The 25,317-nt window shown below is 41.0% G+C and carries 16 protein-coding genes; 4 read left to right on the plus strand and 12 right to left on the minus strand.

Annotated features, from left to right (window positions below; translation table 11 throughout):
• Positions 1-173: 173 nt before the first annotated feature.
• Positions 174-3,041 (minus strand): M16 family metallopeptidase, encoded by a 2,868-nt coding sequence (locus tag SANK73390_RS20595; protein ID WP_462768194.1) that lies wholly within the window; start codon positions 3,039-3,041, stop codon positions 174-176.
• A 267-nt stretch (positions 3,042-3,308) separates the two neighbouring features.
• Between SANK73390_RS20595 and SANK73390_RS20600 the strand changes: the two genes are divergently transcribed.
• Entirely contained in the window at positions 3,309-4,265 is a 957-nt protein-coding gene (locus tag SANK73390_RS20600; RefSeq protein ID WP_462768195.1) for a methylenetetrahydrofolate reductase, read from the plus strand.
• Between the two features lie 64 nt (positions 4,266-4,329).
• Here the strand turns inward: SANK73390_RS20600 and SANK73390_RS20605 are convergent, their stop codons facing one another.
• The 7 genes from SANK73390_RS20605 to proB form a co-directional block, all read right to left on the minus strand.
• Positions 4,330-4,593: a hypothetical protein gene (locus SANK73390_RS20605; RefSeq protein ID WP_462768196.1), complete on the minus strand. Its 264-nt coding sequence runs from the start codon at positions 4,591-4,593 to the stop codon at positions 4,330-4,332.
• Between the two features lie 477 nt (positions 4,594-5,070).
• The gene (locus tag SANK73390_RS20610; RefSeq protein WP_462768197.1) at positions 5,071-6,300 is read right to left on the minus strand and encodes a DEAD/DEAH box helicase; all 1,230 of its coding nucleotides are present in this window, start codon (positions 6,298-6,300) and stop codon (positions 5,071-5,073) included.
• An 82-nt stretch (positions 6,301-6,382) separates the two neighbouring features.
• On the minus strand, positions 6,383-7,075 hold the full coding sequence (locus tag SANK73390_RS20615) for a DUF3581 family protein (RefSeq protein ID WP_462768198.1): 693 nt from the start codon (positions 7,073-7,075) through the stop codon (positions 6,383-6,385).
• Between the two features lie 143 nt (positions 7,076-7,218).
• A complete protein-coding gene (gene gltX / locus SANK73390_RS20620; protein WP_462768199.1) occupies positions 7,219-8,703 on the minus strand; it encodes a glutamate--tRNA ligase in 1,485 nt (494 codons plus the stop codon).
• A gap of 99 nt (positions 8,704-8,802) precedes the next feature.
• Complete coding sequence (locus tag SANK73390_RS20625; protein WP_462768200.1) at positions 8,803-9,168, minus strand: glutaredoxin family protein; 366 nt, start codon at positions 9,166-9,168, stop codon at positions 8,803-8,805.
• A gap of 45 nt (positions 9,169-9,213) precedes the next feature.
• Positions 9,214-10,218, minus strand: a complete 1,005-nt coding sequence (locus tag SANK73390_RS20630) for a GGDEF domain-containing protein (protein WP_462768201.1) — start codon at positions 10,216-10,218, stop codon at positions 9,214-9,216.
• A gap of 84 nt (positions 10,219-10,302) precedes the next feature.
• A complete protein-coding gene (gene proB, locus SANK73390_RS20635; protein WP_462768202.1) occupies positions 10,303-11,403 on the minus strand; it encodes a glutamate 5-kinase in 1,101 nt (366 codons plus the stop codon).
• A gap of 240 nt (positions 11,404-11,643) precedes the next feature.
• Here proB and SANK73390_RS20640 point away from each other — a divergent pair, with 240 nt between their 5' ends.
• Positions 11,644-11,862: a hypothetical protein gene (locus tag SANK73390_RS20640; RefSeq protein WP_462768203.1), complete on the plus strand. Its 219-nt coding sequence runs from the start codon at positions 11,644-11,646 to the stop codon at positions 11,860-11,862.
• A gap of 5 nt (positions 11,863-11,867) precedes the next feature.
• On the opposite strand, the gene SANK73390_RS20645 is transcribed toward SANK73390_RS20640, so the two are convergent.
• Positions 11,868-12,368 (minus strand): DUF1543 domain-containing protein, encoded by a 501-nt coding sequence (locus tag SANK73390_RS20645; RefSeq protein WP_261626799.1) that lies wholly within the window; start codon positions 12,366-12,368, stop codon positions 11,868-11,870.
• Positions 12,369-12,477: 109 nt separating this feature from the next.
• Here SANK73390_RS20645 and SANK73390_RS20650 point away from each other — a divergent pair, with 109 nt between their 5' ends.
• Complete coding sequence (locus SANK73390_RS20650; protein WP_462768204.1) at positions 12,478-14,118, plus strand: amidohydrolase; 1,641 nt, start codon at positions 12,478-12,480, stop codon at positions 14,116-14,118.
• 20 nt (positions 14,119-14,138) lie between these two features.
• Here SANK73390_RS20650 and SANK73390_RS20655 read toward each other — a convergent pair whose 3' ends face one another.
• Positions 14,139-14,354 carry a YgjV family protein gene (locus SANK73390_RS20655; protein WP_462768205.1) on the minus strand — a complete coding sequence of 72 codons (216 nt, stop codon included), beginning with the start codon at positions 14,352-14,354 and terminating at the stop codon, positions 14,139-14,141.
• Positions 14,355-14,594: 240 nt separating this feature from the next.
• Here SANK73390_RS20655 and SANK73390_RS20660 point away from each other — a divergent pair, with 240 nt between their 5' ends.
• A complete protein-coding gene (locus tag SANK73390_RS20660) occupies positions 14,595-15,251 on the plus strand; it encodes a Crp/Fnr family transcriptional regulator (RefSeq protein ID WP_261592649.1) in 657 nt (218 codons plus the stop codon).
• Between the two features lie 41 nt (positions 15,252-15,292).
• Here SANK73390_RS20660 and SANK73390_RS20665 read toward each other — a convergent pair whose 3' ends face one another.
• Together SANK73390_RS20665 and SANK73390_RS20670 are read right to left on the minus strand one after the other, a co-directional pair.
• On the minus strand, positions 15,293-15,853 hold the full coding sequence (locus tag SANK73390_RS20665) for a phosphoribosyltransferase (protein WP_462768206.1): 561 nt from the start codon (positions 15,851-15,853) through the stop codon (positions 15,293-15,295).
• Between the two features lie 464 nt (positions 15,854-16,317).
• Positions 16,318-24,717: an Ig-like domain-containing protein gene (locus tag SANK73390_RS20670; RefSeq protein WP_462768207.1), complete on the minus strand. Its 8,400-nt coding sequence runs from the start codon at positions 24,715-24,717 to the stop codon at positions 16,318-16,320.
• Between the last annotated feature and the right edge of the window lie 600 nt (positions 24,718-25,317).

Here is a 25,317-nt window from a genome sequence, read left to right on the forward strand (position 1 = left end):
ATAAACTGTTCTGATTCTATCGATAAAACCTCAAGTAGTGTTACCGTAATAGAAAACTATATAGTAATTAGTTATAACAAAGTGCTATTTGAAGCGCAATGTATACTCTGCGAGGCCTTAAAACGAAAAAGCCGCACATTATAGTGTGCGGCTCTGATTAAGTGATTAAGTACTTACTCAAATACTGATTTTACATCAAGCACTTCTATATTTTGTGCTGGTATATTGAGCTTATAGGTTGATATCTTATTATCCTGAATTAGCAACTGCTCAGGCTTTTCAGAATTATAACTCATTGCAGATTGACGCTCTTCGCTCAAGCGTTGCTGCATGTCTTTGCCATCGCCAGTCACAAACACATATTGGATATTTTCTGTTTGCAAGTTTTCACGAATAACGCGATTAACGTCTTGCACACTTAAACTTCCAAGTTGCGCGCGAACATACTCAACAAAATTATCAATATCATAGAATTGACTATCCAATGCGTACCCTAATTGACGGTCTTGGCTGGCAACTAATTGCGCCACATAATTACTTAAGAAATTACGAGTTGCATTAAAATCCTCTTCACTCATGCCTTTTTCTATCAGCTTATCAAGTTCAAATAGTGCAACACGGGTGGCAAAGTGTGCGTCATTGTTAGAGCGCAGCGGACGCAACCATACTTGGAATATTTGTTCAGAACGGCCTAAGTTCGCATCTGGTTTGGTTTGGAACATACCACGTGGGAAATATTCAATGTAAGCGTAATCACCATAGTTCATACCGCGTACTTCTCGAATTCGCTGATATAAGAAACTATTCGAATTTCTGTGCTCGCCAAAATAAGAGCGCACCAACCACAATGCCGTCCAATCTTTACTACTACGAATCGTGTCGATTGGAAAACCAAACGATACCGCTGTTGATTTGGCACTCTTTTCGACGATTGTGGCATGATGACCCACAAGTTCAGGCGCATCTGGAATCGTTAAGCGTGCTTCGTCACCTTTTGGTAGCTTAGTTAAATCAGCCAATAGCTGCATTTTTACCTTCTCAGGTATTGCACCTGTTATACCCACATTTAATCTCGCTTGAGTAAAGTGTGTTGCATAAAATGCTTTTACATCTTCAAGAGTTAAAGACTCAAGATCAGACAAATCACCTAGGTTATAACTTTCATATGGATGGCCTTGGTAAAGCTTGTGATACAACACTTCTTTACCTAGCTCTTCATCATTAGAAGCCTTTAGGCTTGATTTGATGTTATCTACCATTTCTTTTTTCAGGCGTTTAAAGTCATCTTCTCTAAATCCTGGATTCAAAAGCTGGTCGCTTAACAGAGCATACCACTGCTGAGTATTATCTTTATGTACTCGGCCACGCAAAGACAACATTTCTTTGTCTATTTGATAATCAAAAGAACCTGCAATTGGGTAAAGTGCTTTTTGAATTTCTTTATACGCTTTATTTTGTGAACCACCATTAGCTATCATCGCCGCAGTCATCGCAGCCAATCCTTTTTTACCTTCAGGGTCTGCAGCAGCACCGGTATAAAACAGTAAATTTATATCTACAAGCGGTGAGCTATTACTTTTATCTAATACATTAAAATGGCGCTCTGTAGGTTGCTGAGCTTTATCAACTAAAGCTTGCAACGAGACTTCTTCATCAAATCCTGGTACTGACTCAAGTGCAGACATTGTCACCGTTGTACGGCCTGAATCAACAAAGTATTGATTGGCAACATTTTGAATATCTTGCGCAGTAATTGCATCAGCCGAGGCATACAGCTGGTTAACTACTTCAGGGTCTCGCTCAAAATGCATGTATTGCGCCAGTGTTGATGCAATGGCTTGGGATGAATCTAACCCATTAATAAAGCTATATTTGCGATTAGACTTAAGTGCTGTAAGCTTGTCACTATCAACCAATTGTGTGCGCGCTTGTGCGTAAGTTTGGTTAATCGCATCACGCACTGTGGCAAGGTCTTGCTCATCATCAACTTTTACAAATACGTGTAATAAACCAGGGTCTTTTGTTTCTGGATTATAAGTAAACATTTGACTGGCAATTTGTTTTTCTACCACTAGCTGCTGGTAAAGCTCAGAGGTTTGTGAAAAGTACAAATCAGAAATCAAATCAAGCGCGGCGCGGTCTTTTTTCTCTGGCTCAAATGTTGTGCCCTTGTATGAAACCAACAACCAATGACCCGGTAAACCTTCACTTTGTTTATGTACATACTTTGCAGCTGCTTGCTTTGGCTCTTGGGGAATATCCGCAACATAGTCGCCCTTTTCCCAGTTACCCCAATGTTTTTTTACCATTTCCATGGTGGTTTTTGGGTCTACATCACCCACAATCACCAAAGAAACATACTCAGGATTATAAAAGCGCTCAAAGAAGGTTTGCCCATAGCTCATTTGCTCAGGCATGGCTTCAATATCTTCAAAAAAGCCCATAGTTGTATGTTTATAAGTGTGCTTTTCAAAGGCTTCATTGCGTACCGCACTTAACATTTGTCGAATTGGGTTAGCATTATTTTTTAAATACTCCCCTTTTACTGTCAGTGCTTCGGTACGAAATTGTGCTTCGGTATAGCTCAGGTTTTGAAAAATATCAGCTTCAATTTCCAGTACTTTATCTAGATGCTGCTTAGAAAAGCTAAGATAATAGTTGGTATAGTCATTTGTTGTGTATGCACGATTATCTACGCCTGAGTTTTTCAAAATATCTGCGTATACGTCTTGTGGATACTTTTCAGAACCCTTAAACATCATATGTTCAAAAAAGTGTGCAAAGCCTGTTCGACCGGCTTCCACTTCATTTCTAGAGCCCACAGATACAGGTATTTGTACAGACACAACATCAGGGTAATCTGTTTTAACTACCATCACACGCAAGCCATTGTCTAGCTCTTCAAGTAAGTAATCTTGAGAAAATACTTTATTACTCGTTTGGGCTTGCACTGAGTTGTTGGTTTGCTTTGCACTATTACTAACGCAACCAGTTAGGGCCAGAGTGACCGCAAGACCCGTTGCCAATAATTTAAATGTCATAATATTCCCTGAATTTATTATCAATTATTACGCCATTACCACTGACAGGCGTTTTTTATTATCTACATTATGCAATATTTTTAATTCTCGGCGACACCTCTGAACCAAATTAACTGTAAACAAATATGTTAAGCGTCAATTTTAAAGCAATATCAACTTGAAAAAAATTCATACCTATTGAATATCTTTCACTAAAAAAATCTATCTAGACGTCTAAATGGCTGCTATATTAAACTTATTGAAATGAACTGAGCTTAAACGAGAGTCATGGCGTTATCACTACAAGAGAAAATATTAGACCCTAAACAAGGGGTATACCTCATTGGCACAACGCCACCAAAAGTGGGTACCGATGAAAGCAAACTTGAAAGTATTGCGACCAAACTGCTCAATCGTTTACATGAAATTGAGTACGATGGTGTGGTTGTTTATGACATTCAAGACGAAAGCAGTCGAACTCAAGCTCCACGACCTTTTCCGTTTAAACACACGGTTGATCCATGTGAGTATTCTCAGCTAATTCGCAAACTCTCACATTTAGATGTGATCACCTACAAAAGCGTGGCACAACGTGAGGCGAGTGAATTCAGTGATTGGCTGAGTAATACAAAGCAGCAATATAATTTGAAAAATTTAGTTTTGGTTGGCAGCCCCTCTGCTAGTGGTGATATTAAACTCAGTCTATCTGATGCTTATAAAGCCCTCGCGGCACATCAAGATGAATTTTTTCTCGGTGGAGTGACCATTGCGGAGCGCCATGCAAGCAAACGCAACGAACATGATAGGTTATTAGAAAAAACCAACCAAGGCTGTGAGTTTTTTATTTCTCAAGCCGTTTATAACGCCCAAGCAACGGTAGACTTAATTACCAGCTATGCACGGTCGTGTCGCCAGCAAGGGCTCAAACCTCAGCGTATTATTTTAACGTTTTCACCCTGCGGCGGACAAAAAACCTTAGAGTTTATGCAGTGGTTGGGCATATCAGTACCAGAAGCAACACAATGGCGTATTTTAGATGCGGATAATTCACTGAGTGAATCAATTAGAGTTTGCCGTGAAAACTTAGACCAAATTCTAAAAAACTGTGCTCATTTAGATGTACCACTGGGCTTAAATATTGAAAGTTTAACCAACCGCAAAGAAGAAATTGACGCGTCAATCAACTTATATCGATTGCTTAAAGCCACCATGGAGTTAAAATTAGCAGAACAACAAATTGCCTAATTCGCGCGCAGTCAAGTAAACTCAGCTTGGTTAAAAAAGTACGCAACAGCCGTGCTTTTGCCAATCAGCGAAAAGGGTATAACAGGGGCTTAGGTGGCATTTCTTTAAGATTAGAGCAATGTATTAGCCAAAACGCCACGGCGGCCAAAATACCTATATTTAAAGTCAGTAAAAACCAAAAGAAAGAGCAAACAAACCACAGCTTTTGCTGCCGCTGTTTTAATTGCTCAACTTCGTGATATACCCCATACGCTAAAAACAACTGAACAAGCACCATAAAAATGGTACCAACGATATAATACGGCGACATTTCTGTAGCAAACCCCATTAATAACTCCTTTATTTAATGGCTACCCAAATAACGGCTCAAAACTGAGCCGGTTAAATTAGCATACCTATGTTTGCGTACAAAATACCAACAACAAAGCTCGACAAATATAAACAAAATACTTACATTCAATACACTTCAAATATCCTCAAACAACAGTGTTATTATGACTTTAATACTATTTTTAAAAATTGATAACGCTGACATTGCCATTGCCATTCTCATTTTCACTTCGTTGCTAACAATATATTTTCTTTTTGTAAAAGATTTCCATTCGCTAAAAAGGATTGAAAACCGTAATGAGCATCACCCAAGTATATGAAATGGTACTGGTGTTTAGTAAAGACTTTTCAAGCCAAACCCTAACACTCTCAGTAAGTTAAGGTATTTAAAAACAAGACAATACATAAAGCCGTTCCATCCCGCCGATGTATGCGGGGTAGACGATTATAAAGTTTTAACATAAAGGGTTGATGATCAACGACGACGTGTTGAGCGCTTATTTAAAATACGCTTTTTGTCTCTTTGTTTACGTGATTTATTACTGTTTTTGCGGTTATCTTTGGGGTCTTTGCTTAAATCTGGCTCGTAGCCGGGTAACCACTGAGGCGTTAGGCGCTCATCCAAAACCACTTCAATTTCTTCAAGTAACCACTGCTCATCAATACTCACCAAAGACAGTGCATAGCCAGTTTTGCCAGCGCGTCCTGTGCGCCCGATGCGGTGTACATAATCTTCAGCAATATATGGCAGCTCTGCGTTAATTACATAGTCTAAATCAACAATATCCAAACCACGTGCTGCCACATCTGTTGCCACCAATACACGAGTTTTTCCTGTTTTAAATTGGCTCAGCGCTTTATCCCTGGCTCCTTGAGACTTATCACCATGAATAGCCAATGTAGCTAGGCCATCTTTATTTAGCTCTTTGGCCAGTTCATCAGCCATATTTTTAGTGCGGGTAAACACCAGCACTTGCTGCCAATTGTTTTTACCTATCAGGTGTGACATTAATTCGCGCTTACGATCTTCATCAACAGCATAAAACACTTGTTCTACTTTTTGTGCCGCACTGTTTTGTTTGTCCACGCTAATACGCTTTGGCTCGTTAAGCCATTGCTTAACTAAGGTTTGCACTTGTTCATCTATCGTGGCTGAAAACAACATGGTTTGGCGCTTTGCTGGTAAATGACGCATTACCCGCTTTATTTCGCCAATAAAGCCCATATCCAAAATTCTATCCGCTTCATCAAACACCAAATGCGATACTTGCTTAAGCGATAAAGTTCCTTTTATTAAATGATCCAGCAATCGCCCAGGGGTTGCGACCACAACATCAACACCTGCTTTAAGCGCTTTTTCTTGTGGCCCAATATTAGCTCCACCGTATAAACAAGCCACTTTTAGCGAAGTACATTGCCCATAGCTTTGCGCGCTTTGTGCCACCTGCTGTGCAAGCTCTCTTGTTGGGGTAACTACCAACACTCTTACTTGCCCTAATTGCTCTGGTTTTGCCAACAAGTGATGCAAAATGGGCAACATAAAGGCTGCTGTTTTACCGGTACCTGTTTGCGCAGTCGCAACCAAATCGTGACCTGCCAATAGCAACGGGATACTCTGCATTTGTATTGGGGTTGGAATAACAAAATTAAGTTGTGCGAGCGCTTGGTTTAATTCTTGGGCGAGCAAAAGTGCTTGAAATGACATGGGTATAATTGATGATAAATGCAAGTTGCGAGCAGTATAGCAAAAGCGCGCTTTGGATGCGCGCTTGATAGGCTCTTATCCGTTATAGTGTGGCTTTACGGTTATTATAATAATCAATTAGGCCATCTACCGTCTCTTGGCAATAAGCACGAATACCAGATACCAGCATATGTTTTTCACCACGGCCCACCTTTTCACCTTCACTGAGCAAGTTAAAACGCAAAATAATTTTACCGCGCTTGCCTTCATAATTAAATTCTGGCGTATCTGCTTCTAGTTCGAGCGTTTTAAGGTCTAGCTTATCCAAATGAATCGCCATTGATTCATAAATAACCATCGGGCGAGCAGGGTTTATCATCACATCCTGCTTTGCCATTAAAGGAATAATAACATGCGGAAAAGTGGTGCCTGAGAACTCAACATAGTTTTTAGTTAAACTCTCTACCAAGCTTTGACATAAGTTATTATCGCCGTCTCGCTTTACCGATAGCATTATCTTATCTTGTGAGGTAATCGCAAACTCATCACTACCAGCAGGAAAATTTAGCTTAGAGGTTTCATCAACCATGCCAGCAAAGGTAAAGTGCATATTTTCACTCACACCGTAACGCGCTAATACCAAAGCAAATAATAAATCACCCGGTACGCAAAACTTTTTCGCATCAACATCATGCAAAGGATTAAAATCATCGGCCACACGCTTGGCAAATTCACTGGCCTGCTGGCGGGAGATCACAACCTGCTCACCATCTTGTTGGTAAAATTGATTTAACATACACCTGTTCTTTATGACTATAAAACCGGGCTATGTTAGCAGAATAAGACGATTTAGAGGTCATATCTGTTCACTTTTATGCATAATAAAAAAAGCCGCACAACGAATGTAGCGGCTTTTCGTTTAATTATCATGCAGATAGATTATGCTTGTGGAAACTCTCTATACGCTTTTTCTAGTTTCTTTGCTTGTTTTTTAGAGACACCGATGTGCGCAAGTGCTACACGCAAACGGGCACGAGATAAATCAGACCCAAGTACTTCCATCGCATCAATCACAGACGTTGAAGATTGCTTTCCAGTAATGGCAACAAAGATAGGCTCTAAAAACTCTTTAATTTTTAACTCATGGAAAGTCGCAACGGCTTTCGCTATCGCAAAAATTTCAGATTTTTGCCAACTACGTACACCTTCTAATTGCCAAATAAAGAACTGTAATGCTTGGCGTACCACTTCTTCATCAGCCTTACCAGCGGTTAATAATGCTGGGTCATATTCTGGCTGACCAGAAACAAAGTGCCCTGCTAAATCAACTAAATCAGAAAGCGTATTAATACGTGCTTTAGCTTCAGGCAAAATACGCGCTAATGTTTGTGCATTAAACTTCCAATCAACAAAGCGTTGAATAAGTTCTTCGTCACTTAAGTTTTCACGGATCCATAAGCCATTTAACCAGCTTAATTTATCAACATCAAATACTGGACCACCTAATGAGACCCGCTTCATATCAAAATGTTCGATCATTTCAGCAAGCGTAAACTTTTCACGCTCATCTGGCATAGACCAACCCATACGACCTAGGTAGTTCAATACTGCTTCAGGTAAAAAGCCCATTTCTTTGTAGTAATTAATAGAGGTTGGGTTTTTACGCTTTGATAGTTTTGACTTGTCAGGGTTACGCAGTAATGGCAAATGGCCAAGCACCGGGGCCTCCCAACCAAAATCTTCGTACAATTTTAGTAGTTTAGGTGCAGAGTTGATCCACTCTTCGCCACGGAAAATATGGCTAATTTTCATATGATGATCATCGACTACGTTAGCTAAGAAGTATGTTGGAAAGCCATCCGCTTTTAACAATACTTGCATATCTACGTTTTCCCACGGGATCTCAATCTCACCACGTAAATAATCGTTAAATTTAAAAGTACCGTCGCTAGGTATGTTCATACGAATAACATAAGGCTTACCCGCTGCTAGGTTTTCTTTTATTTGTGCTTCGCTTAATAACAAACCGCGTCCATCATATTTTGGACGCAGACCTTCTGCCATTTGCTGTTCACGCATTTCATCAAGCTCTTGTGCGCTGGCAAAACAGTAAAACGCCTTACTCTGTTCAACCAGTTGATGCGCATATTTTTTATATAAGTCACTACGCTGTGATTGGCGATAAGGGCCAAACTCACCACCCACATCAGGACCATGATCCCAATTCAGGCCCAACCAACGTAAGCTATCCATAATCGCTTGCTCTGACTCTGGTGTGCTGCGTACTTGGTCGGTATCTTCAATACGTAAAACAAACTCACCACCTTGCTGCTTAGCAAAACAGTAGTTAAAAAGGGCAATATAAGCGGTACCTAAATGCGGATCACCCGTCGGTGACGGGGCAACACGAGTACGGATAGTCATGGTGTTTCTCTTTAAGTTTCTAACAATAGATGATGGGCGATTATGCTAGCATAACCGCTTGGTAACTAAAACATTCAACACTTCAAAGCGTGCGTTAAATTATGCTGCACGTTCTAGTTTTTCTAGGTAATTTACGATGTCACTTGATTCGTATAACCAAGTAACTTTGTTATCTTGTTCGATACGCAAACAAGGCACTTTTACTTTGCCACCTTGCTGTGCGAGTTCTTGACGAAACTGAGGATTATTTTTAGCATCACGCGTTTCAATATTGAGCCCTTCACGTTTAATCGCACGGCGCACCTTTACACAAAACGGACAGGCTTTGAACTGGTATAACTTTAATGTTTGCGTATGTGTATCAAGCTTTTGCTGTGCATCAACAGGTCGCTTTTTGCTGCGCGGCGTAAATATAAAGTCGAGCAACAAAATAATGCGCCCTAAAAACCAACGTACAAACTTCATGTTCGCTCCCATAAGTAAAATGAATGGTCGCTATGTTAACACAAGCTAAAATAATTCAATATCGCCAGTTTGGTGAGAATTTACCTTCTCTTTTAAACTTGAGTACGCGGTCACCCGGTTTCTCCCATCTTGCTTTGACTGATACAAGGCTTTGTCAGCACGATTTACAAAGTCAGCTACTTGTATATCTCCTTTAAGCTCTACAAAGCCCATGCTGACAGTCACATTTCCAACTTGTGGAAACTTCATTTGATCAATGTTATGCCTAACTCTATCAAGTGTTTCTATGGCTAGTGCTTCATTCTCGCACGGGAAAACCACAGCAAACTCCTCACCGCCATAACGAAATACATAGTCTTCAACGCGAAAGTTACTTTTTAATAATTGCGCCACCAATAAAATGACCTCATCACCCATAACATGCCCATAGGTATCATTTACTTTTTTGAATAGGTCTATGTCTACAATTGCCATGTACCAGCGCCGTTCACCGTAGCCGTCACGCATAAACCATGTCTCATTACCCGAGACAATATCAACCACTTTCTCATCAAAGGTCTGTCTGTTTAAAAGCTGTGTAAGTGGGTCTAAGCGCGCATAATGCAAAGTGGCCGATTGATGAACATACACATTTAAAATATGTGAAACAACAGCATACTCAGTGCTCGTCATTGACGGTTTAGCCTGAGTATCAATCACTAAAAAACCAAGCATTAAACCTTGATAACGAATAGGTAAAACCTGTGCTTGCGCTAAATTAAGTACGGTTACATCTTGGCGAAGCTTTGTTAAGCGGGTAGTTAACTCAGGAATATCTAGTTGAGTGACATCATTTAACGACTTATCGTCACTTGCTAATAAACCTGAATTAAATATTAAACACGGGTGCTGACGAATGGAGAGGCTTTTACTGAAATACATAGCAAATGCACTACCGTACCCTAACACTTGATTTAATGTAGCTAATAAACACTTATCTAAGGCATTTTCGCAATTTTGCGAAATAAGCTTAATTGTCCATTCATAGCCACAAGGTGTGTGCTCGTTCATTCCCAATCTGCCTATTATTATCCTTTCATTAACTTTAGCCTAAGTGATTAATTTTGCACACTAAGCCAATTCAGTAATTAGAGTTTAAAGTAGTACCATATCATCTCTATGTACAATGACATTAGATGCCTTATACCCTAAGCAATTGGCAATGTCTGAACTATGACAACCTTTTATCATACCTAGCTCTTGCTCAGAAAAAGCACATAACCCTCTAGCAAGAAGCTGCCCACCCTGGTTTGTAATAGTCACTAAATCACCTCGAGTAAAACGACCAGTAACGGCCATAACACCTTTAGCTAACAAACTAGCGCCTTGCGTCAATATCGCCTCGCAAGCACCAATATCAATGGTGATAGTACCCGTTGATTTTGGCGCGCAGAGCAACCACTTTTTACGGCCATCGAGGGGCGCATCAAAACGTATAAAGGTTGTGCTCGTTGCGACTTGTTCCATGACTTTTACTACGATGTTCGTTTCGCTCCCCTTCGCTATCACTGTTTCGATGCCTGCACGTTGAGCTATATCCGCAGCTTGTAATTTAGTATTCATACCACCTGTGCCCAAAGATGTGCCACTGTCACCTGCTAAAGCACGCAGCGCGTCATCTATCTTGTTAACTTGAGCGATGAGTTGAGCGTCAGGGTCTATACGCGGATCAGCTGTAAATAGCCCAGCCTGATCGGTCAGTAATATCAACTTATTTGCGTTAGCTAAAATAGCCACCATAGCTGATAAATTGTCGTTGTCGCCCACTTTTATTTCACTGGTGGCCACTGCATCATTTTCATTAATAATAGGCACAACTTGATGTTTAAGTAGCTGAGTCAAGGTATCTCTTGCCGTTAGGTAACGTTCACGGTGCTCCACATCAGCGCGTGTTAGAAGCATTTGCGCAACAGGAATATCGTACAAAGCAAACAATGTTTGCCATAAATGAATTAACTGCCCCTGTCCTATAGCTGCTAACATTTGTTTCTGTGCGATAGAATCACCACAAGGTTGGCTTAATTGAGAGCGACCGGCGGCAACAGCGCCACTTGATACCAGTACAATGTGATGGCCTTGCTGTTTAAGTTCTGCACACTGTCGAACAAGCTCAACCATACGCGGTTTATGCAAATGAATACCTCCCGCTGTAAGCACGCTCGTTCCCAATTTTACCACTATGATCTGCTGCTTCATAACCTCATTCCAACACTTAAAAAATCAGTTATATCAGAGCCTGTATGTGGCACAAGTTAATTTTGTTCATATGAAGTTAAAGTGATAATATCTGCACCGAATTTACGCTTTAAAAGCATAAAAGCAGCAACTTTACGTATTCAAACCAGTTGGCCTTGCTAGTGCGCTTGTCGCTTTTATGATCAACGTCAATACTCAATTTTAAAAATAATGCCACACTGCTAGGTAGAGGAATCATTCATGAAAACACACTCAAAACGTAAAGAACTGATTATGTTGCCACTACTGTTTGTTACAATCGCGCTGTGTATTGGCGGACACTTTATTTTGCAGCCTAGCTATCAAAACAGTAATGTTGCTGAATATGCCTTGGCGGCGTTACCATTTTTAATGTTTGCAATCGTACTTATTGCCATAAAAATTGCGATAAAAGCAGACAAACAAGATTCCTCTAAATAAAGTATTTAGAGAATATGGTAACCAAACCAATCAGGGGTTAAAGGCTGACTTTTACCACTTGGCTTTAGCGCTATAAAATATTGCTCATCAAGTAAATCAATAGCAAAACAATCATCCACGTCATGTAAATTATCTTTGTGAAGGTGAGTCATTCCATTGAGGAGACTGTATTTCGCTTTTTCTTTCGCTTCATATGCGTCCTTTGCAACAAACAAAGCAAAGTCATGCTGCTCAGCTAAGCGCTCAGGCACATAAGCACCCAAATTAACAAAAAATAATTTATGGTTATGCGCAGGTTTCTCTTTGACCAAGCTCACTTCATAACCATCTGCATGTTTTATTTCAACATAAGAGTCCATATGCACAGCTGCTCTATCGCCAACCCATTGGGCTTTTAATTTTTGATAGCAGTCTTCTATTTGTTTTCCTATCACAAAACGTACGTCGTGCATTTCAATATGACAACCACTCACACGTCCCCCTAAATAAACCATAAACAGCTTCATCACAGTTCCTTATACAACAACAAAGTCCAATCATATCATTATTTTGAGTCATCATTAAAACTACGCTATGGTGAATACCAAAAGACAATAATTAAAACAGGCTAACCCTATGAAGCTTTTTGTACGTCTCGTTTTGTTACTATGTAGTAGCGCAACTTATGCTCAAACAACCCTTATTCATAACGTTCATGGCTACTCTCCTACGCAAAAAGGAGAGTTAACGACTTTTACCACTTTAGTATTTAAAGACGGTAAAGTAGTAAAAACAGGTAATGACTCCATCATAGATGAGTTTCCTCAAGCTAATAAAATAGATGGAAAAGAACGTACATTACTACCAGGTTTAATAGATGCCCATGGCCATATTATTGGTTTAGGTAACAACCTACTACAACTAGATTTAAGGGGCAGTCAGTCTGTTAATGAAGTTGGCAAGAAGCTTCAAGCGTATACAGCACAGGCACCAAAAGGCTGGATCACTGGACGAGGCTGGGATCAAACATTATGGCCGGGTAAACAGTTCCCAACGGCAAAGCAGCTGGATGAATATATTAACGATCGCCCAGTGGTACTTACTCGCGTTGATGGTCATGCAGTATGGGCCAATAGTAAGGCAATGGCGCTCGCCGGAATTAATAAAGATAGTAACACACCGCCAGGTGGTGAAGTTATTCGCTTAACGAATGGTCAACCTAGTGGTGTATTTATCGACAAAGCTGAACAACTTATTGTTACTCATATTCCACCAGCAACTGATGAGCAAAGACAACTCGCGTTGAACACCGCTGGTAAGCATTTACTTAGCTTAGGCATTACCTCAGCACATGATGCGGGAATTGAGTATGAAACTTGGCACCTTTATCAACAACGAGCAAAGCAACACACACTACCCCTGCGCATTTATGGGATGTTAAGTGCAGGTGACTCACACTTGTCGGAAATGCTGAAACATGGGGTAATAAAAGAAAAAAATGATTACCTGAGCATTCGCAGCGTAAAAATTTATGCGGACGGTGCATTGGGCAGCCGTGGCGCTGCGTTATTAGAGGATTATCATGACAGAAAAGGCCACCAAGGCTTGATGCTAGAAACCCAATCTCAACTTGAAACGCTACTTAAGCAAAGTTTCTCTCACGGTTATAGTGCTCATACTCACGCGATTGGCGATAAAGCTAACCGTATCGTGCTCGATAGCTATGAAAATATCTTTAACAAAGTTGGGGGAAAGCTACTTCGCAATCGCATTGAACATGCGCAAATTGTTCACCCTAATGATATTAAGCGGTTTAAAGCACTTTCAATCATACCTTCAATGCAGCCTATTCATGCGACATCAGATATGCACATGGCTGAGCAACGTTTAAACAATGAGCAACTACGTGGTGCTTACGCTTGGCAAACATTTTTAACTCAAGGGAGCAAAATTGCAGCGGGCTCTGACTTTCCAGTTGAGCTCGCTAACCCGTTCCATGGTTTACATGCTGCTGTTACCCGTATGTCTCGTAATAGCCAACCTAAAAATGGCTGGCGAACACAAGAGACACTTAATCGAGAGCAAGCATTGCGCGCATTTACACTCGATGCAGCTTATGCAGCGTTTCAAGAATATAAACTCGGCAGCTTAGAGCAAGGTAAGTGGGCAGACTTTATTCTAGTTGACAAAGACTATTTTAAAGTAAATGCAGCGCAAATTGCTGATATTCAAGTACTACAAACTTGGCTTGCGGGTAACTTAGTTTATCAACGTTAAGCAACACTGCTGCATTGAAGCTAATCAGATCGATGCAGCTTATATAAGTGATATAAATTAACGAAAGCCAACAAGCCGTTGGTCAAAGCAACTGGCCATGCTTGTATCATTACTCCATACACTGTAAAACAAATACAGCCCGTTAAGTTAAACCACCGTAGTTTGGTTACGTTGCTCATCATCAAAGAGATAACCAAAAAAACCGAGGCAATATAGCCTAAATATTCCCAAGTCATTTGTTCTCTCCTATTAGTTGAGTTAGCATAGAGGGCCGCGTAGTAAAGATGTGTGTAATAAAGCCTAGAAGAAAAAAGCTAACTCACAAACCCCTTGAATTAGTTAGTAAGCTCTAACACGGGACGGGGGCTAAACGAGAAAAACCTCAATAGCAGGTATGAGTTAGCGTAAAATCATTACGGCCATGCTATCTTTATTCAATATTAATAAATAGGACAAATGTCCGAAGAGCCATCTAGATGTTTCAATATCATTTTTCAACTAATCTTGTAGAGCAGTTACTGAGCTTTGCTGGTAACGCATTTGTTCACAGTAAAAAAGACGTATTAATCCATCAAGATGAGCCTTTAACAAAGTTAATTCTGGTAAGAAGTGGTACGGTTTCTTTTAGTTATGACGTTGGTAATGGTAGACGTTTATTGTTAGGACAACTTGACTGCAACAATACCTTAATAGGCGAAATTGAAGCACTGAATAATCAGCCATGTATCTATACCGTCACCTGCTTAAGTAACGTTCAATACAACCTGATTGAATTAAAGCATTGGCGACAATTGTTGCTCGACCAACCAGAATTGAGCTTATATACCGCGCAAACTATTGCGGCTAAATTTGCTGAAAATCAAAAAATTAATCTCGACAAGTTATTATTACCACTGAGCTATAACATCGCCAAAGACTGTTTATTACGAGCTGAAAACAATAATCCAACATTACTTCGCGCTTACCCAACAGTAAATGCAGAAGCTGAGCGTTTTGCTACTACTGAACGAGCTTACAGACGTGTGGTGACTGAATTGGTAGACAAAGGCTTAATAGTGAGAAGTAGTGACGGTTTAAAACCTGTAGATATAGATGCGCTAGAAGATTTTGTAGATAGTTTTGCACAAATATAGCTCTAAGCTAGCCTTCAGATTGGCCAGCTTAGAGCTATGTCTTACTTAAATAACGCCTTGATATTACTCAAGTCTGATTTACCTGCGATGATCTCATCTGGCGTAAGTCCAGAAAGCTCATGTGGAAATACCAACCACTCATCAGACTCATGAATATAGTAATCTGGCTTCATTGGCACTTTAGTGTTGTTTGGCTTGTAATAAGGGCAAGCCACACGAATATCTTTTGGCAAGTTCAAGCGCATTAGTTCAGCAAGTTTTTCTTTTAACGCAAAAATACTGCGACCAGAGTCAAATACATCATCAACAATTAATAAAGAGTCGCCTGCATTTGCATTTTCTATGATGTAATGCAAACCATGAACCTTGATCTCTTTTGACTGTTTCCCAATGCCATAATATGACGAAGTACGTACAGCAATATGGTCGGTTTCAATACCTTTATAATCATAATATTCCTGCACTGCGATACCAATTGGCGCACCTCCGCGCCAAATACCAATGATAAAGTCTGGACGAAAGTCGTCTTCATAAACTTGCGCGGCAACACGAAATGAATCTTCTAGCAATTGCTGTGCGGTGATATAGCTCTTATCTGACATACAAAAACCCCGTGAGAATGCGATAATGTCGTGTGTTAGCTACTCAGACATAGAGTGTATGACTCAAAAATGACATAAAGCAGCATAAGGTGTAACCGACTATTTTAGCGCAGTTAAAGAAGAAATGCTTGTGCTCATACTTATTATACTAATGCGTAATAATACTTAATCGTTTTGAGGGGCTAAATCTGACACTAGCCGAGCTATAATTTTTCTTTTAGGACAAATAGATAGTAAATTTACGCCTTATTATTAATAAAGTTTCATTACCTCAAAATAGAGTACTTCGGGTCTATTGTTCTTTACTGTGTGTTTTTGCAGCAGTCATTCGAGTGTTTTCCCAAGGCAGAACCTATGCCGCATAGTTATTCTATATCAGTTAGGTGATAACGCAGAAAAAATAAATCAAGGAATAAAAAAACGGCCTGAACAAAGTTCAGGCCGTTTTATTGTAACTTACCTTTTTAACGTTTAATTGCTAACCGCCTGGAGGCTCCAAAAGGAACAAGCAATAACATTAACCATAACAAGCTACCACCACTGCTATCCGATACCGGTTTGGTTACTTGTACGCTAACCACACCAATCGCCTGTGCACCAAATTCATCTTGCACTGTATAGGTTATCGTATCCATGCCTACATAGCCTGATTTTGGTGTATAACGCAGTAGACCATTATCCATGATAGTAACAGAGCCCACATCAGCCGTTGCGAGTATTAACGTCAGAGTGTCTGACTCAGGGTCTGAGTCATTGCTTAATACATCTATCAAAACTGTAGACTCATAATCCACACTCGTGCGATTAGGGCTGACTTCTGGTGGCATATTCTCAGCTACAGTGATCACCACCATCGCTTCACCTACACCTCCTTTTCCATCACTAATGCGGTACATCACCATATCTTCACCCGCAAAACCTGCGTTCGGTACGTAGCTAATACTTTTACCTTCATTGATAAATGTATCGCCATTTGAGGCACTCGCTTGTGTAATAGTGAGTTCATCACCTTCTGCATCACTATCATTAGCTAGGACATCAATAACAACCAAACTCCTACTTGCAGTTTGAGCAGTGTCATTTTGAGCTACAGGTGCTTGATTACCGACCACAGTAACCGTGACAGTACTAAAGCTCGTGCCACCTTGAGAGTCTGTAATGCTATAGCTAATCACGTCTTCTCCTACAAAATTGGCTGCAGGAGTAAACCGTAATTGCTGCTCAGTGGTTACTTCTACTACACCAAACTGGGCGCTTGCTTGTGCAATTGTTAACATGTCACCGTCTGCGTCCGTATCATTGACTAATACGTCTATCACTGCGCTGCTATTCCACTGCATACTAAATGTATCAGCATTGGCCACCGGCATTTGGTTATTAGACAAGAACACCCCAACACCGCTTGGGTCAACGATTGTACCGTTGGCTTTTTCATCAGCATCATTAGGGCCCCCATCTTCAATTTCTAATTGAACACACCAATGACCTTCCGTTAGCCCGGCTTGCCATAGTGCATCACCAGGAGGTGGACAGTACCCAGCCTCACCCGCACTACTAAATACTTGGTTGCTGCCATTTTCAACAAAATCTCTCCAACCTTGCGCGTCAGTATACTTACGGTATACCGCATTTGCTGGAATTGGCAGAGTTTGCGGCAGTACTAAGCGATAAGTTTGCCCAACTTCAGGTAAGCCATAAGCAATATAATCAAACACCCCGCCAACGTTGGTTACTTCACTGTCGGCACTGATATTACCCTGTTGAGTATCATCGCTTAACTCCAACCCTCCGCGACTATCTTGCGCTGCAACAGCACCCTTGCGCAAACAAACCCCTGGGTCGCCTTCTGCTAAGAATGCATTCTGGTTAGTCACTTGTCCTGGCACAACATTACATTCATCTATCGCATCTAAGAAATCCGCAATGCCATCACCATCTGAATCGGCATAACCTTCTTGATCATCAGGGATTAAATCCCCATCTGAGTCTTCGGAACTTAAAGCTGCCAACTCTGCAGTTACATCAATGTACACGGTTTCACTGCCACTTAGCGCGGGTGAACCACTGTCGGTTACTGTTACAGTAACTGAATACACACCTGGCGTGACACCGCTTGGGTCAAAGGTAAACAGGTTACTTTGCGCACTTTGATTTGTCAGAGATGAATTCCAGCTTAAGGTCAGCTGATCTTGTGGATTCGCATCTGTTGCTTGTGCGAGCACATTAACCAAGCCTCCATTTTGCGCGACCGTTAACCGAGTTTCAGTAGACTGCTCAACATTAAGTTTAACAACTGGTGCTATATTGCCTTCCAAAATACGAACTGTCGTTTGACTCTTATTGCCTAAATTAATTCCGGCATCCAAGCTAATCACAACTGTCTCCGCTTGCTCAACAACACTATCGCTGAACACACTAAATTGTATCGACGTTCGTGTGCCACTCGAAATTGTCACAACACCACTTTGCGCATCATGATCAGTGCTATCAGCACTACCAGAGACGCTGTAGTTGACCGTAACAGGATAACTTGGTGCTGGACCATTCAATAAGACATCTACTGACACACTATTCCCTTCAGCTACCACTTGATCTTTACTCAAAGATATTAAAGGCATTACCGTCACTTGCTGCTTAGCAGTCGTTTTCAAGTCATTACCATCAACAGCTTGCCAGTAAACACTATGCAGCCCAGGTGCAAAGGTGGTCGTCCTATCAACCAGTGATACTGGTACTGGGTTACCTAAGCTATCGACTGCTGACGCAACACCTAGGTCAACTTTTGTAAACAAGCCTGTGGCATTCACTGTAACATCAGTGGGTACAGTCAGTACGGGTTTTTCCCCATCCGATGCACCGGTTATTTGCAAATCAACACCTGCTGTATCTCTACCTGCATTTCCATCTGATACTACATAGCTGAATTGAACTTCCCCACTAAACCCATCTGGTGCCTGATACTGTAATGCGCCCTGCGCAATACTAACGCTACCTATACTGGCTTTTGCACCTTGAATTGTTAAGGTATCTTCATCCACATCAGAGTCGTTATTTAATACTGACAATGTATATGTGTTAGAACTGTTTTGTACCAGCGTAAAGGTATCATCTTGTGCAACAGGTTCATCATTAAAGGGGGTTATTTCAAGTGATACAACCGCTGGTTCTGAAGTTAACTCAGCGTCACTTGCTGTATAGCTAAAGCTATCTTGACCATTGTAGTTTTGCAATGGCTTATAAGTCCAGCCAGCACTTGATTGAGTCAAAGTACCATTACTCGGAGCAGATACAATAGCATAAGTCAGCACATCATTTTGCGCATCCGTAGCTGCAGCTTTGATGCTCAACTGAGTATCTTCAACTAAAATCAGTGCTTGTGGTATCACCACTGGCGCTGTATTTTTCTTCAATACTGTTAAGTTAAAGGCTGCAAGACTTGCTGTTAAACTGCCATCAGATACAGAAAGTACCACACCGGTTGTTTCGCCAACATCATTTTCACTTGGCACCCCAGTGATTGCACCTGTTGTTGTGCTAAATTGCGCCCAACTAGGCAGGTTAGTAACACTAAACGTTAAACCATCACCATCTAAATCAGACGAATTCGGTGTGAAGCCATACTGCTCACCTTCAATCACTGATGTTTGTGGTACTCCTGAGATCGTTGGCGCATCGTTCACATTTACCACTTCGATACTAAACGCAGGAAGGCTAACCGACACGCTACCATCGGATACTGAAACCACAATGCCAGTTGCTGTGCCGACATCTTGCTGTTGTGGCACACCACTTAATAAGCCACTACTTGTATCCAAAGTAAGCCAACTTGGCGCATTGCTAACGCTAAAGGTTAAACTATCACCATCAATATCATTGGCTTGAGGTGTAAAGCTATAAGTGGCACCTTGATCAATTTGCGAGCTGGGTGTACCTGTAATCGTCGGCGCATCATTCACATTTGACACTGAGATGATAAATCCAGCAAGGCTAGCACTCAATGCTCCATCTGTTACGGTTATCACAATACTTGCAGAAGTACCTACATTGCTATTATCTGGTATACCTGAAAGCCCTCCAGTATTAGTGTTAAAATTCAACCAATTGGGTAGATTTTGTACACTGTAAGTCAATGTCGTTGAGTCAACATCACTTCCCGTTGGTAAAAAGTTATAAGCTTCATTTTGGGCAACTGTCGAAGTTGGTGTACCTGCAATTGTTGGAGCATCATTTACAGCACTCACATTAACAGTCACGTTATCAGATATCGAACTGGTTTCATTGTCGGTAAGTTGAACAGTTACAGTTCTTGCCGCTGTAGAGGGGTTATCACTACTATTTTGGTAACTCAGTGCTCTAACCAATGCTTGCGTAATTGCGTTGGTGCTGGCAGATAAACTCACCGTTAAACTATCTCCCGCCGTGACAATTCCATCATTGGCAGTACCACTAGTTTCGCTAATTGTACCTATCACCGAATTTTGGTAGCTTAGCTGTGCATTACTAATACTAAAGTCACCACTGGTTGCAATACTTAAGCTATCTTCTGCTAAAGCACCACTGCTAATTGACGCGACTAATTGAGCACCATTACCTTGCCAGCTAGCATCACCGTCAGGGTCGGTCGCAGATGCTTGGCTATCGAGTGAAGTTGCTGAAGCATTCTCGGTGTAATTAAGGCTCGAAGCCATAGACAGTGTTGGTGCATCTGGCTGTGCATTTATCGTGATAGATGCAGTATCAGATACATTTGAGAATGCCGTTATACCACCTTTATTCGTCGCATCAGCTGTATCACCAGCCGTACCTGATGACTTATCCCAAGCAATAAAGGTAAAGGTTGCAGAGCCATTATAATGCTCATTTGGTACGAATCTGATTTTTTGAGTCGTGCCAACAGTCAATGTCCCGTCAAGCAACCGAGCTGTTGATGTTAAATCAACACTTTGCCCGGTAGTTGCACTGAAATCACTCCAATTACTGCCATTATCAGTGCTGTACTGCCAACTACCATTAGTATTATCAACCATTGTTACTGCAATAGCTTCAACAACCCCTCCATCTACATCACCGATAGAATTATCAACTACCAAAGTGTCAATTTCCACTCCGGGGTTATTAGCTCCTGATACATCTTCATTTATCGCAGTTAAAACTGGGGTTTGCGAATTATCTAGCGTTGGAGCGTCATTAACTTCTGTGATGCTTACCACTATTTGATTTGTACCTTCACTATTGGATACACCATCATTAAAAGTCCAGTTTAATGTAGCCGATGTGCCAGGGGCTTCAGAGCTATTGGAATAACTAATATTTCGTAACACATTTCCTACAATAGCGGTTGTTGCATTGCTATTAAAGGTTAAGGTTAGAGTACCAGCACTATTCGTGGTAACAGTACCTACAGAAGTATTATTGTAATCAAACGTTTGACCTTGTGTAAGCGCACCCAATTGTCCTGTATTTCCATAAGTATCACTGGCATTGGCTCCACCGTTACGGGCGATTGTAAGACTTGCACCATTGTAGTCACCATTACCGGCACTTAACGCATCAAGTTCAGTATCTGAGACCGCGACATTCAAATCAAACACGACTGCCGCACCATTCTCTGTAAAGTTAGGGGTGGCATCTAAGCCAGTAAATACTGGAGGGTTATTTTCGTCTAAAGTAACTGTAACTTGCTGCGTTCCCAACTCAGCTGCATTACCAGTAGTAACAGTATTAATATCTACAATAACTGTTTCCCCATCATCTGAAGTTGGGGCATCATCAATACCTGTAATCGTAAAGGTTTGCGATGCTGAACCACTACTTATGGTCACTGTATTACCTGCAATAGACCCGCCTAAAGAATAATCAGTACCAGAACCTGTTGCAGTACCGCCAAAACTTAAAGTGACAGACACATTTGCAGGCGCATTAAAATCATTACTTGCGCTATCTTTGAGTGTTAAGGTAGCCGTTGCTTGACCTGATTTTTCTAAAATAGACGTATTATCAACACTTAATACTACATTAGCCGCAACCGTGACTGCATACGTTGTATTATTGGTAATACCTACAAATGTATTCCCAGCACTATCTGTTATAGCCGTTGTGTCTACCTGTACTGCATAACCAACACCTGCCGATAAGTCTGTGCCTGGATTAATAATTACCGTATTGCCATTCACAGTCACAGTACCACCGTTACTGCCAGTTCCAGTCGCAACGTTAAAAGTTTCGATCACACTAGAATTTGCCGCATTAACCAGCGTTATATTACCTGTACCTAAAGCGACAGCCTCAGAAAAGCTCATTACCAAATTGCCGTTAGCAGCCAAACCATAGCTACCATTCGCCGGCGTTGAATGGCTCGCATCGAGTGTTGGTAATGCGCCGTCAATAACAAATGCTTTATTTGCAGAGAGTGAATTTGCTGTACTAGGAGTTGGTAAAGTGAGCGTGGCAGTATTACCCGAAGAGTCATTAATTGAGCCTCCGTTAAGTGCTAGCGCTGAAGATGTAGTGTAAGCTAAATCATTACTAAGGTCGCCTGATTGCACTGTATATGAGAAGCTTAACAGCGTACCACCTGAACCTGAAATGTAACTTGCCACTCTATCATTGGTGCCCGTTTCCAAGGTCAACGTTGGCGTGCCCGTTACCGTTACATTTTCACTAAATGTGACAGTTATTGTAAGTGAGTCGCCAATTTTATAAGTACCGTTAGCTGTAAAAGAAGATACGCTGCTTACGGTCGGCACCACACCATCAATCACAAGGGCTTTACTGGCCGACAATGAATTAGTAGCGCCTGGCGTTGCTAATGTTAAAGATGCATTATTACCAGCCGAATCACTTATTGATCCACCCGCTAAAGCCAAAGCAGATGTACTCACATAAGCTAAATCACTGCTCACATCATTTGACTGAACCGTGTAAGAGAAGTTTAACGTTGTAGACCCTGAACCACTGACATAACTAGCCGCTCTATCGTTAGCACCCGTTTCAAGAGTTAATGTTGGCGTGCCTGTTACCGTAACCGCATCATCAAATGTGACCGTCACTACGATTGCGTCGCCCACTTTATATAAACCATTCGTCGTGGTTGAAGAAACACTACTTACCACCGGTGCTACACCATCAATCACCAACGCCTTATTTGCTGACAATGAATTAGTTGCTCCAGGCGTTGCAAGCGTTAACGTTGCTGCATTTCCTCCTGCATCATTTAAAGTGCCTCCTGCAAGCGCTAGTGCCGATGTAGATGTATAACTTAAATCACTGCTGACGTCACCAGATTGAACAGTATAAGTAAAACTAAGCGTATCACTACCCGAGCCACTACTATAGGTTGCAGTTCTATCGGTTGTACCGGTTTCAAGTGTTATTGTGGGTGACCCAGTTACTGTAATTGCTTCGTTAAAGCCAACTGTTACCGTAACCGTATCTCCTACTTTATATGTGCCATCATTGCTGGATGCAGATACGCTACTTACGCTAGGCGCAACGGTATCGACCGCATGGACAGCACCATTAAAACTGGCAACATATCCATTGGTGTTATTACCATTACCTAACCCATCAACAATATTGGTATTCGCATTTAAGTCTAACCGAATACTTCCCGTACCACTTATACCATTTACGGTCACAGTAATAGATGAGCCAGATGATGCTGACACACTGGCGATTGTACCCGAAGCGTTTCCAGTCACCGTACTTAAAGTGAAATCATCAGTTGAAACATTAGTGGCTGATTCATCAAATACAGCAGTGTAAGTCACCGTAGTATCATTGCCACTTGGAGATCCAGATAAATTAAGTGACGTCATCGCTGGTGGTGCGTTATCAGATACCGCAGCTTCAAAATCAATGGTGTCTATCACCACAAAAGTCACTTTGCTGGCTTGGCCTGTTGTGGTAAAACGTACCTCATCAATATCTTGCCAACTTTCATCAAACGTCAACACACCGTCATTAAAAGTCGTTAATTGATTTTCTGCCGTTAATACTGTACGCACGTACGTTATAGAACTGGGATCACTCTCAGGTATGGCCTGCGTAAAGTCTACTGTCTCTGAGACTGCACTTACATCATTTTTATACCCTGTTATTGTCACTATGTGATTGACGGTGTTTTCGACTGAGTCGATATCTGTGATTGAACCTGCTTCCATTGAGACCAGCCTAAACTCATCACCATTGCTACTTTTAAAGCGGTAATCAACATCACCTACAGGTGCTTTTGTCAGTACCCCTCCATCAGAAATATGATAAAGTAATGCGTTATCTGCATTTAGCTCATCTGTAATCCCAAATCGACGATCTCGACCATCCACCGAGTCATTATATCTGGCCATTTTACCAGTCGCAGGGAGGTTATGAGAATACGTCACTCCATTGAAAGTAACTGGATCACTGAGTAGTGCAGGTCCACCGTTTTGAAACGTTACATCACTTGGATGAGCTAATACACCTTCAAAACCCGCCATATTTTGCGCTAACTGCCACTTATTTGAAGTTGAAGTTGAAGAGTATTCTAAAACCCAATCACCGCCATTTTTAACATTCCCGGTTTTGTTAATTGAAGCATATACAGGCCTATTAAGTCGCTTGTGCAGCTTATCAACAAAATATTTGCCCTGTTCACCTTTTGCCACATCACACCCATATAAATATAATTTACCTGTAGGTGAAAGTAACGATTCTACATGGGCAATAAACTGCTCATATTCATGCGTGTTATTATGTATTTTTTGACCATTAACCAACAACCAACCTGGCCCGCCATGAGACATTAAATGAAGCTCTGAATACTTTGGTTGATTGATATTTTGTGGTAACAATGAACTATCCAGATGATATGGTTGTATGTTCATATCACCTGAGAGCGCATCAAATGCACTCGCTGTTTGAACTTGCTTGTCAACAAGTAATAAAGGCTTTTCATGAGCCTTCAAATGTACAGAGGTGAAGAGTACCCCATACACATTAGCCAAGTAAATAATAAGCCATGCCGGCTTACTTTAATTCCACACATATGCCTTTCCTCATTAATCTAAAATACATACTGCTTAAACGAAAAGTTACTTTGCTTAGCAAAGTGAGTCGCAACGTTCCTACCAAAGTTGCTTATATAGTTAAAAGTTGCTTATATAGTTAAAAGTTGGTTAGCTAATAAAATTTGCCGTAAGCGAAAGCCAACACGGCAAAAAATAAAGTTAATTAGTTACGTGAAATTAGATATAGAAGTAAAAAAGGCTTCATTCGAGATACTAAATGGTGATAGTCCATCAACTTGATAAGGAAGTGGTAATTGCATAGTAGCCGCCCATAATAATTTGCTAAAATCGCAACAAACCAAACTGTTTTTATTTGCGATCCATCATCAAAACACGATTGCGCGACCACCAAGCTTAACTATATAAAGCTAGCACGCTATACTCCTACGATGCTAAAAAGCACAGGAGTAATACATT

The sequence above is a fragment of the Pseudoalteromonas sp. SANK 73390 genome, assembly GCF_054966645.1.

Bases quoted from the DNA above. Each gene is read 5' to 3' on its own strand.
- SANK73390_RS20595 (WP_462768194.1), bottom strand. From the start codon at position 3,041: ATGACATTTAAATTATTGGCAACGGGTCTTGCGGTCACTCTGGCCCTA.
- SANK73390_RS20600 (WP_462768195.1), top strand. From the start codon at position 3,309: ATGGCGTTATCACTACAAGAGAAAATATTAGACCCTAAACAAGGGGTA.
- SANK73390_RS20605 (WP_462768196.1), bottom strand. From the start codon at position 4,593: ATGGGGTTTGCTACAGAAATGTCGCCGTATTATATCGTTGGTACCATT.
- SANK73390_RS20610 (WP_462768197.1), bottom strand. From the start codon at position 6,300: ATGTCATTTCAAGCACTTTTGCTCGCCCAAGAATTAAACCAAGCGCTC.
- SANK73390_RS20615 (WP_462768198.1), bottom strand. From the start codon at position 7,075: ATGTTAAATCAATTTTACCAACAAGATGGTGAGCAGGTTGTGATCTCC.
- gltX (WP_462768199.1), bottom strand. From the start codon at position 8,703: ATGACTATCCGTACTCGTGTTGCCCCGTCACCGACGGGTGATCCGCAT.
- SANK73390_RS20625 (WP_462768200.1), bottom strand. From the start codon at position 9,168: ATGAAGTTTGTACGTTGGTTTTTAGGGCGCATTATTTTGTTGCTCGAC.
- SANK73390_RS20630 (WP_462768201.1), bottom strand. From the start codon at position 10,218: ATGAACGAGCACACACCTTGTGGCTATGAATGGACAATTAAGCTTATT.
- proB (WP_462768202.1), bottom strand. From the start codon at position 11,403: ATGAAGCAGCAGATCATAGTGGTAAAATTGGGAACGAGCGTGCTTACA.
- SANK73390_RS20640 (WP_462768203.1), top strand. From the start codon at position 11,644: ATGAAAACACACTCAAAACGTAAAGAACTGATTATGTTGCCACTACTG.
- SANK73390_RS20645 (WP_261626799.1), bottom strand. From the start codon at position 12,368: ATGAAGCTGTTTATGGTTTATTTAGGGGGACGTGTGAGTGGTTGTCAT.
- SANK73390_RS20650 (WP_462768204.1), top strand. From the start codon at position 12,478: ATGAAGCTTTTTGTACGTCTCGTTTTGTTACTATGTAGTAGCGCAACT.
- SANK73390_RS20655 (WP_462768205.1), bottom strand. From the start codon at position 14,354: ATGACTTGGGAATATTTAGGCTATATTGCCTCGGTTTTTTTGGTTATC.
- SANK73390_RS20660 (WP_261592649.1), top strand. From the start codon at position 14,595: ATGTTTCAATATCATTTTTCAACTAATCTTGTAGAGCAGTTACTGAGC.
- SANK73390_RS20665 (WP_462768206.1), bottom strand. From the start codon at position 15,853: ATGTCAGATAAGAGCTATATCACCGCACAGCAATTGCTAGAAGATTCA.
- SANK73390_RS20670 (WP_462768207.1), bottom strand. From the start codon at position 24,717: ATGAACATACAACCATATCATCTGGATAGTTCATTGTTACCACAAAAT.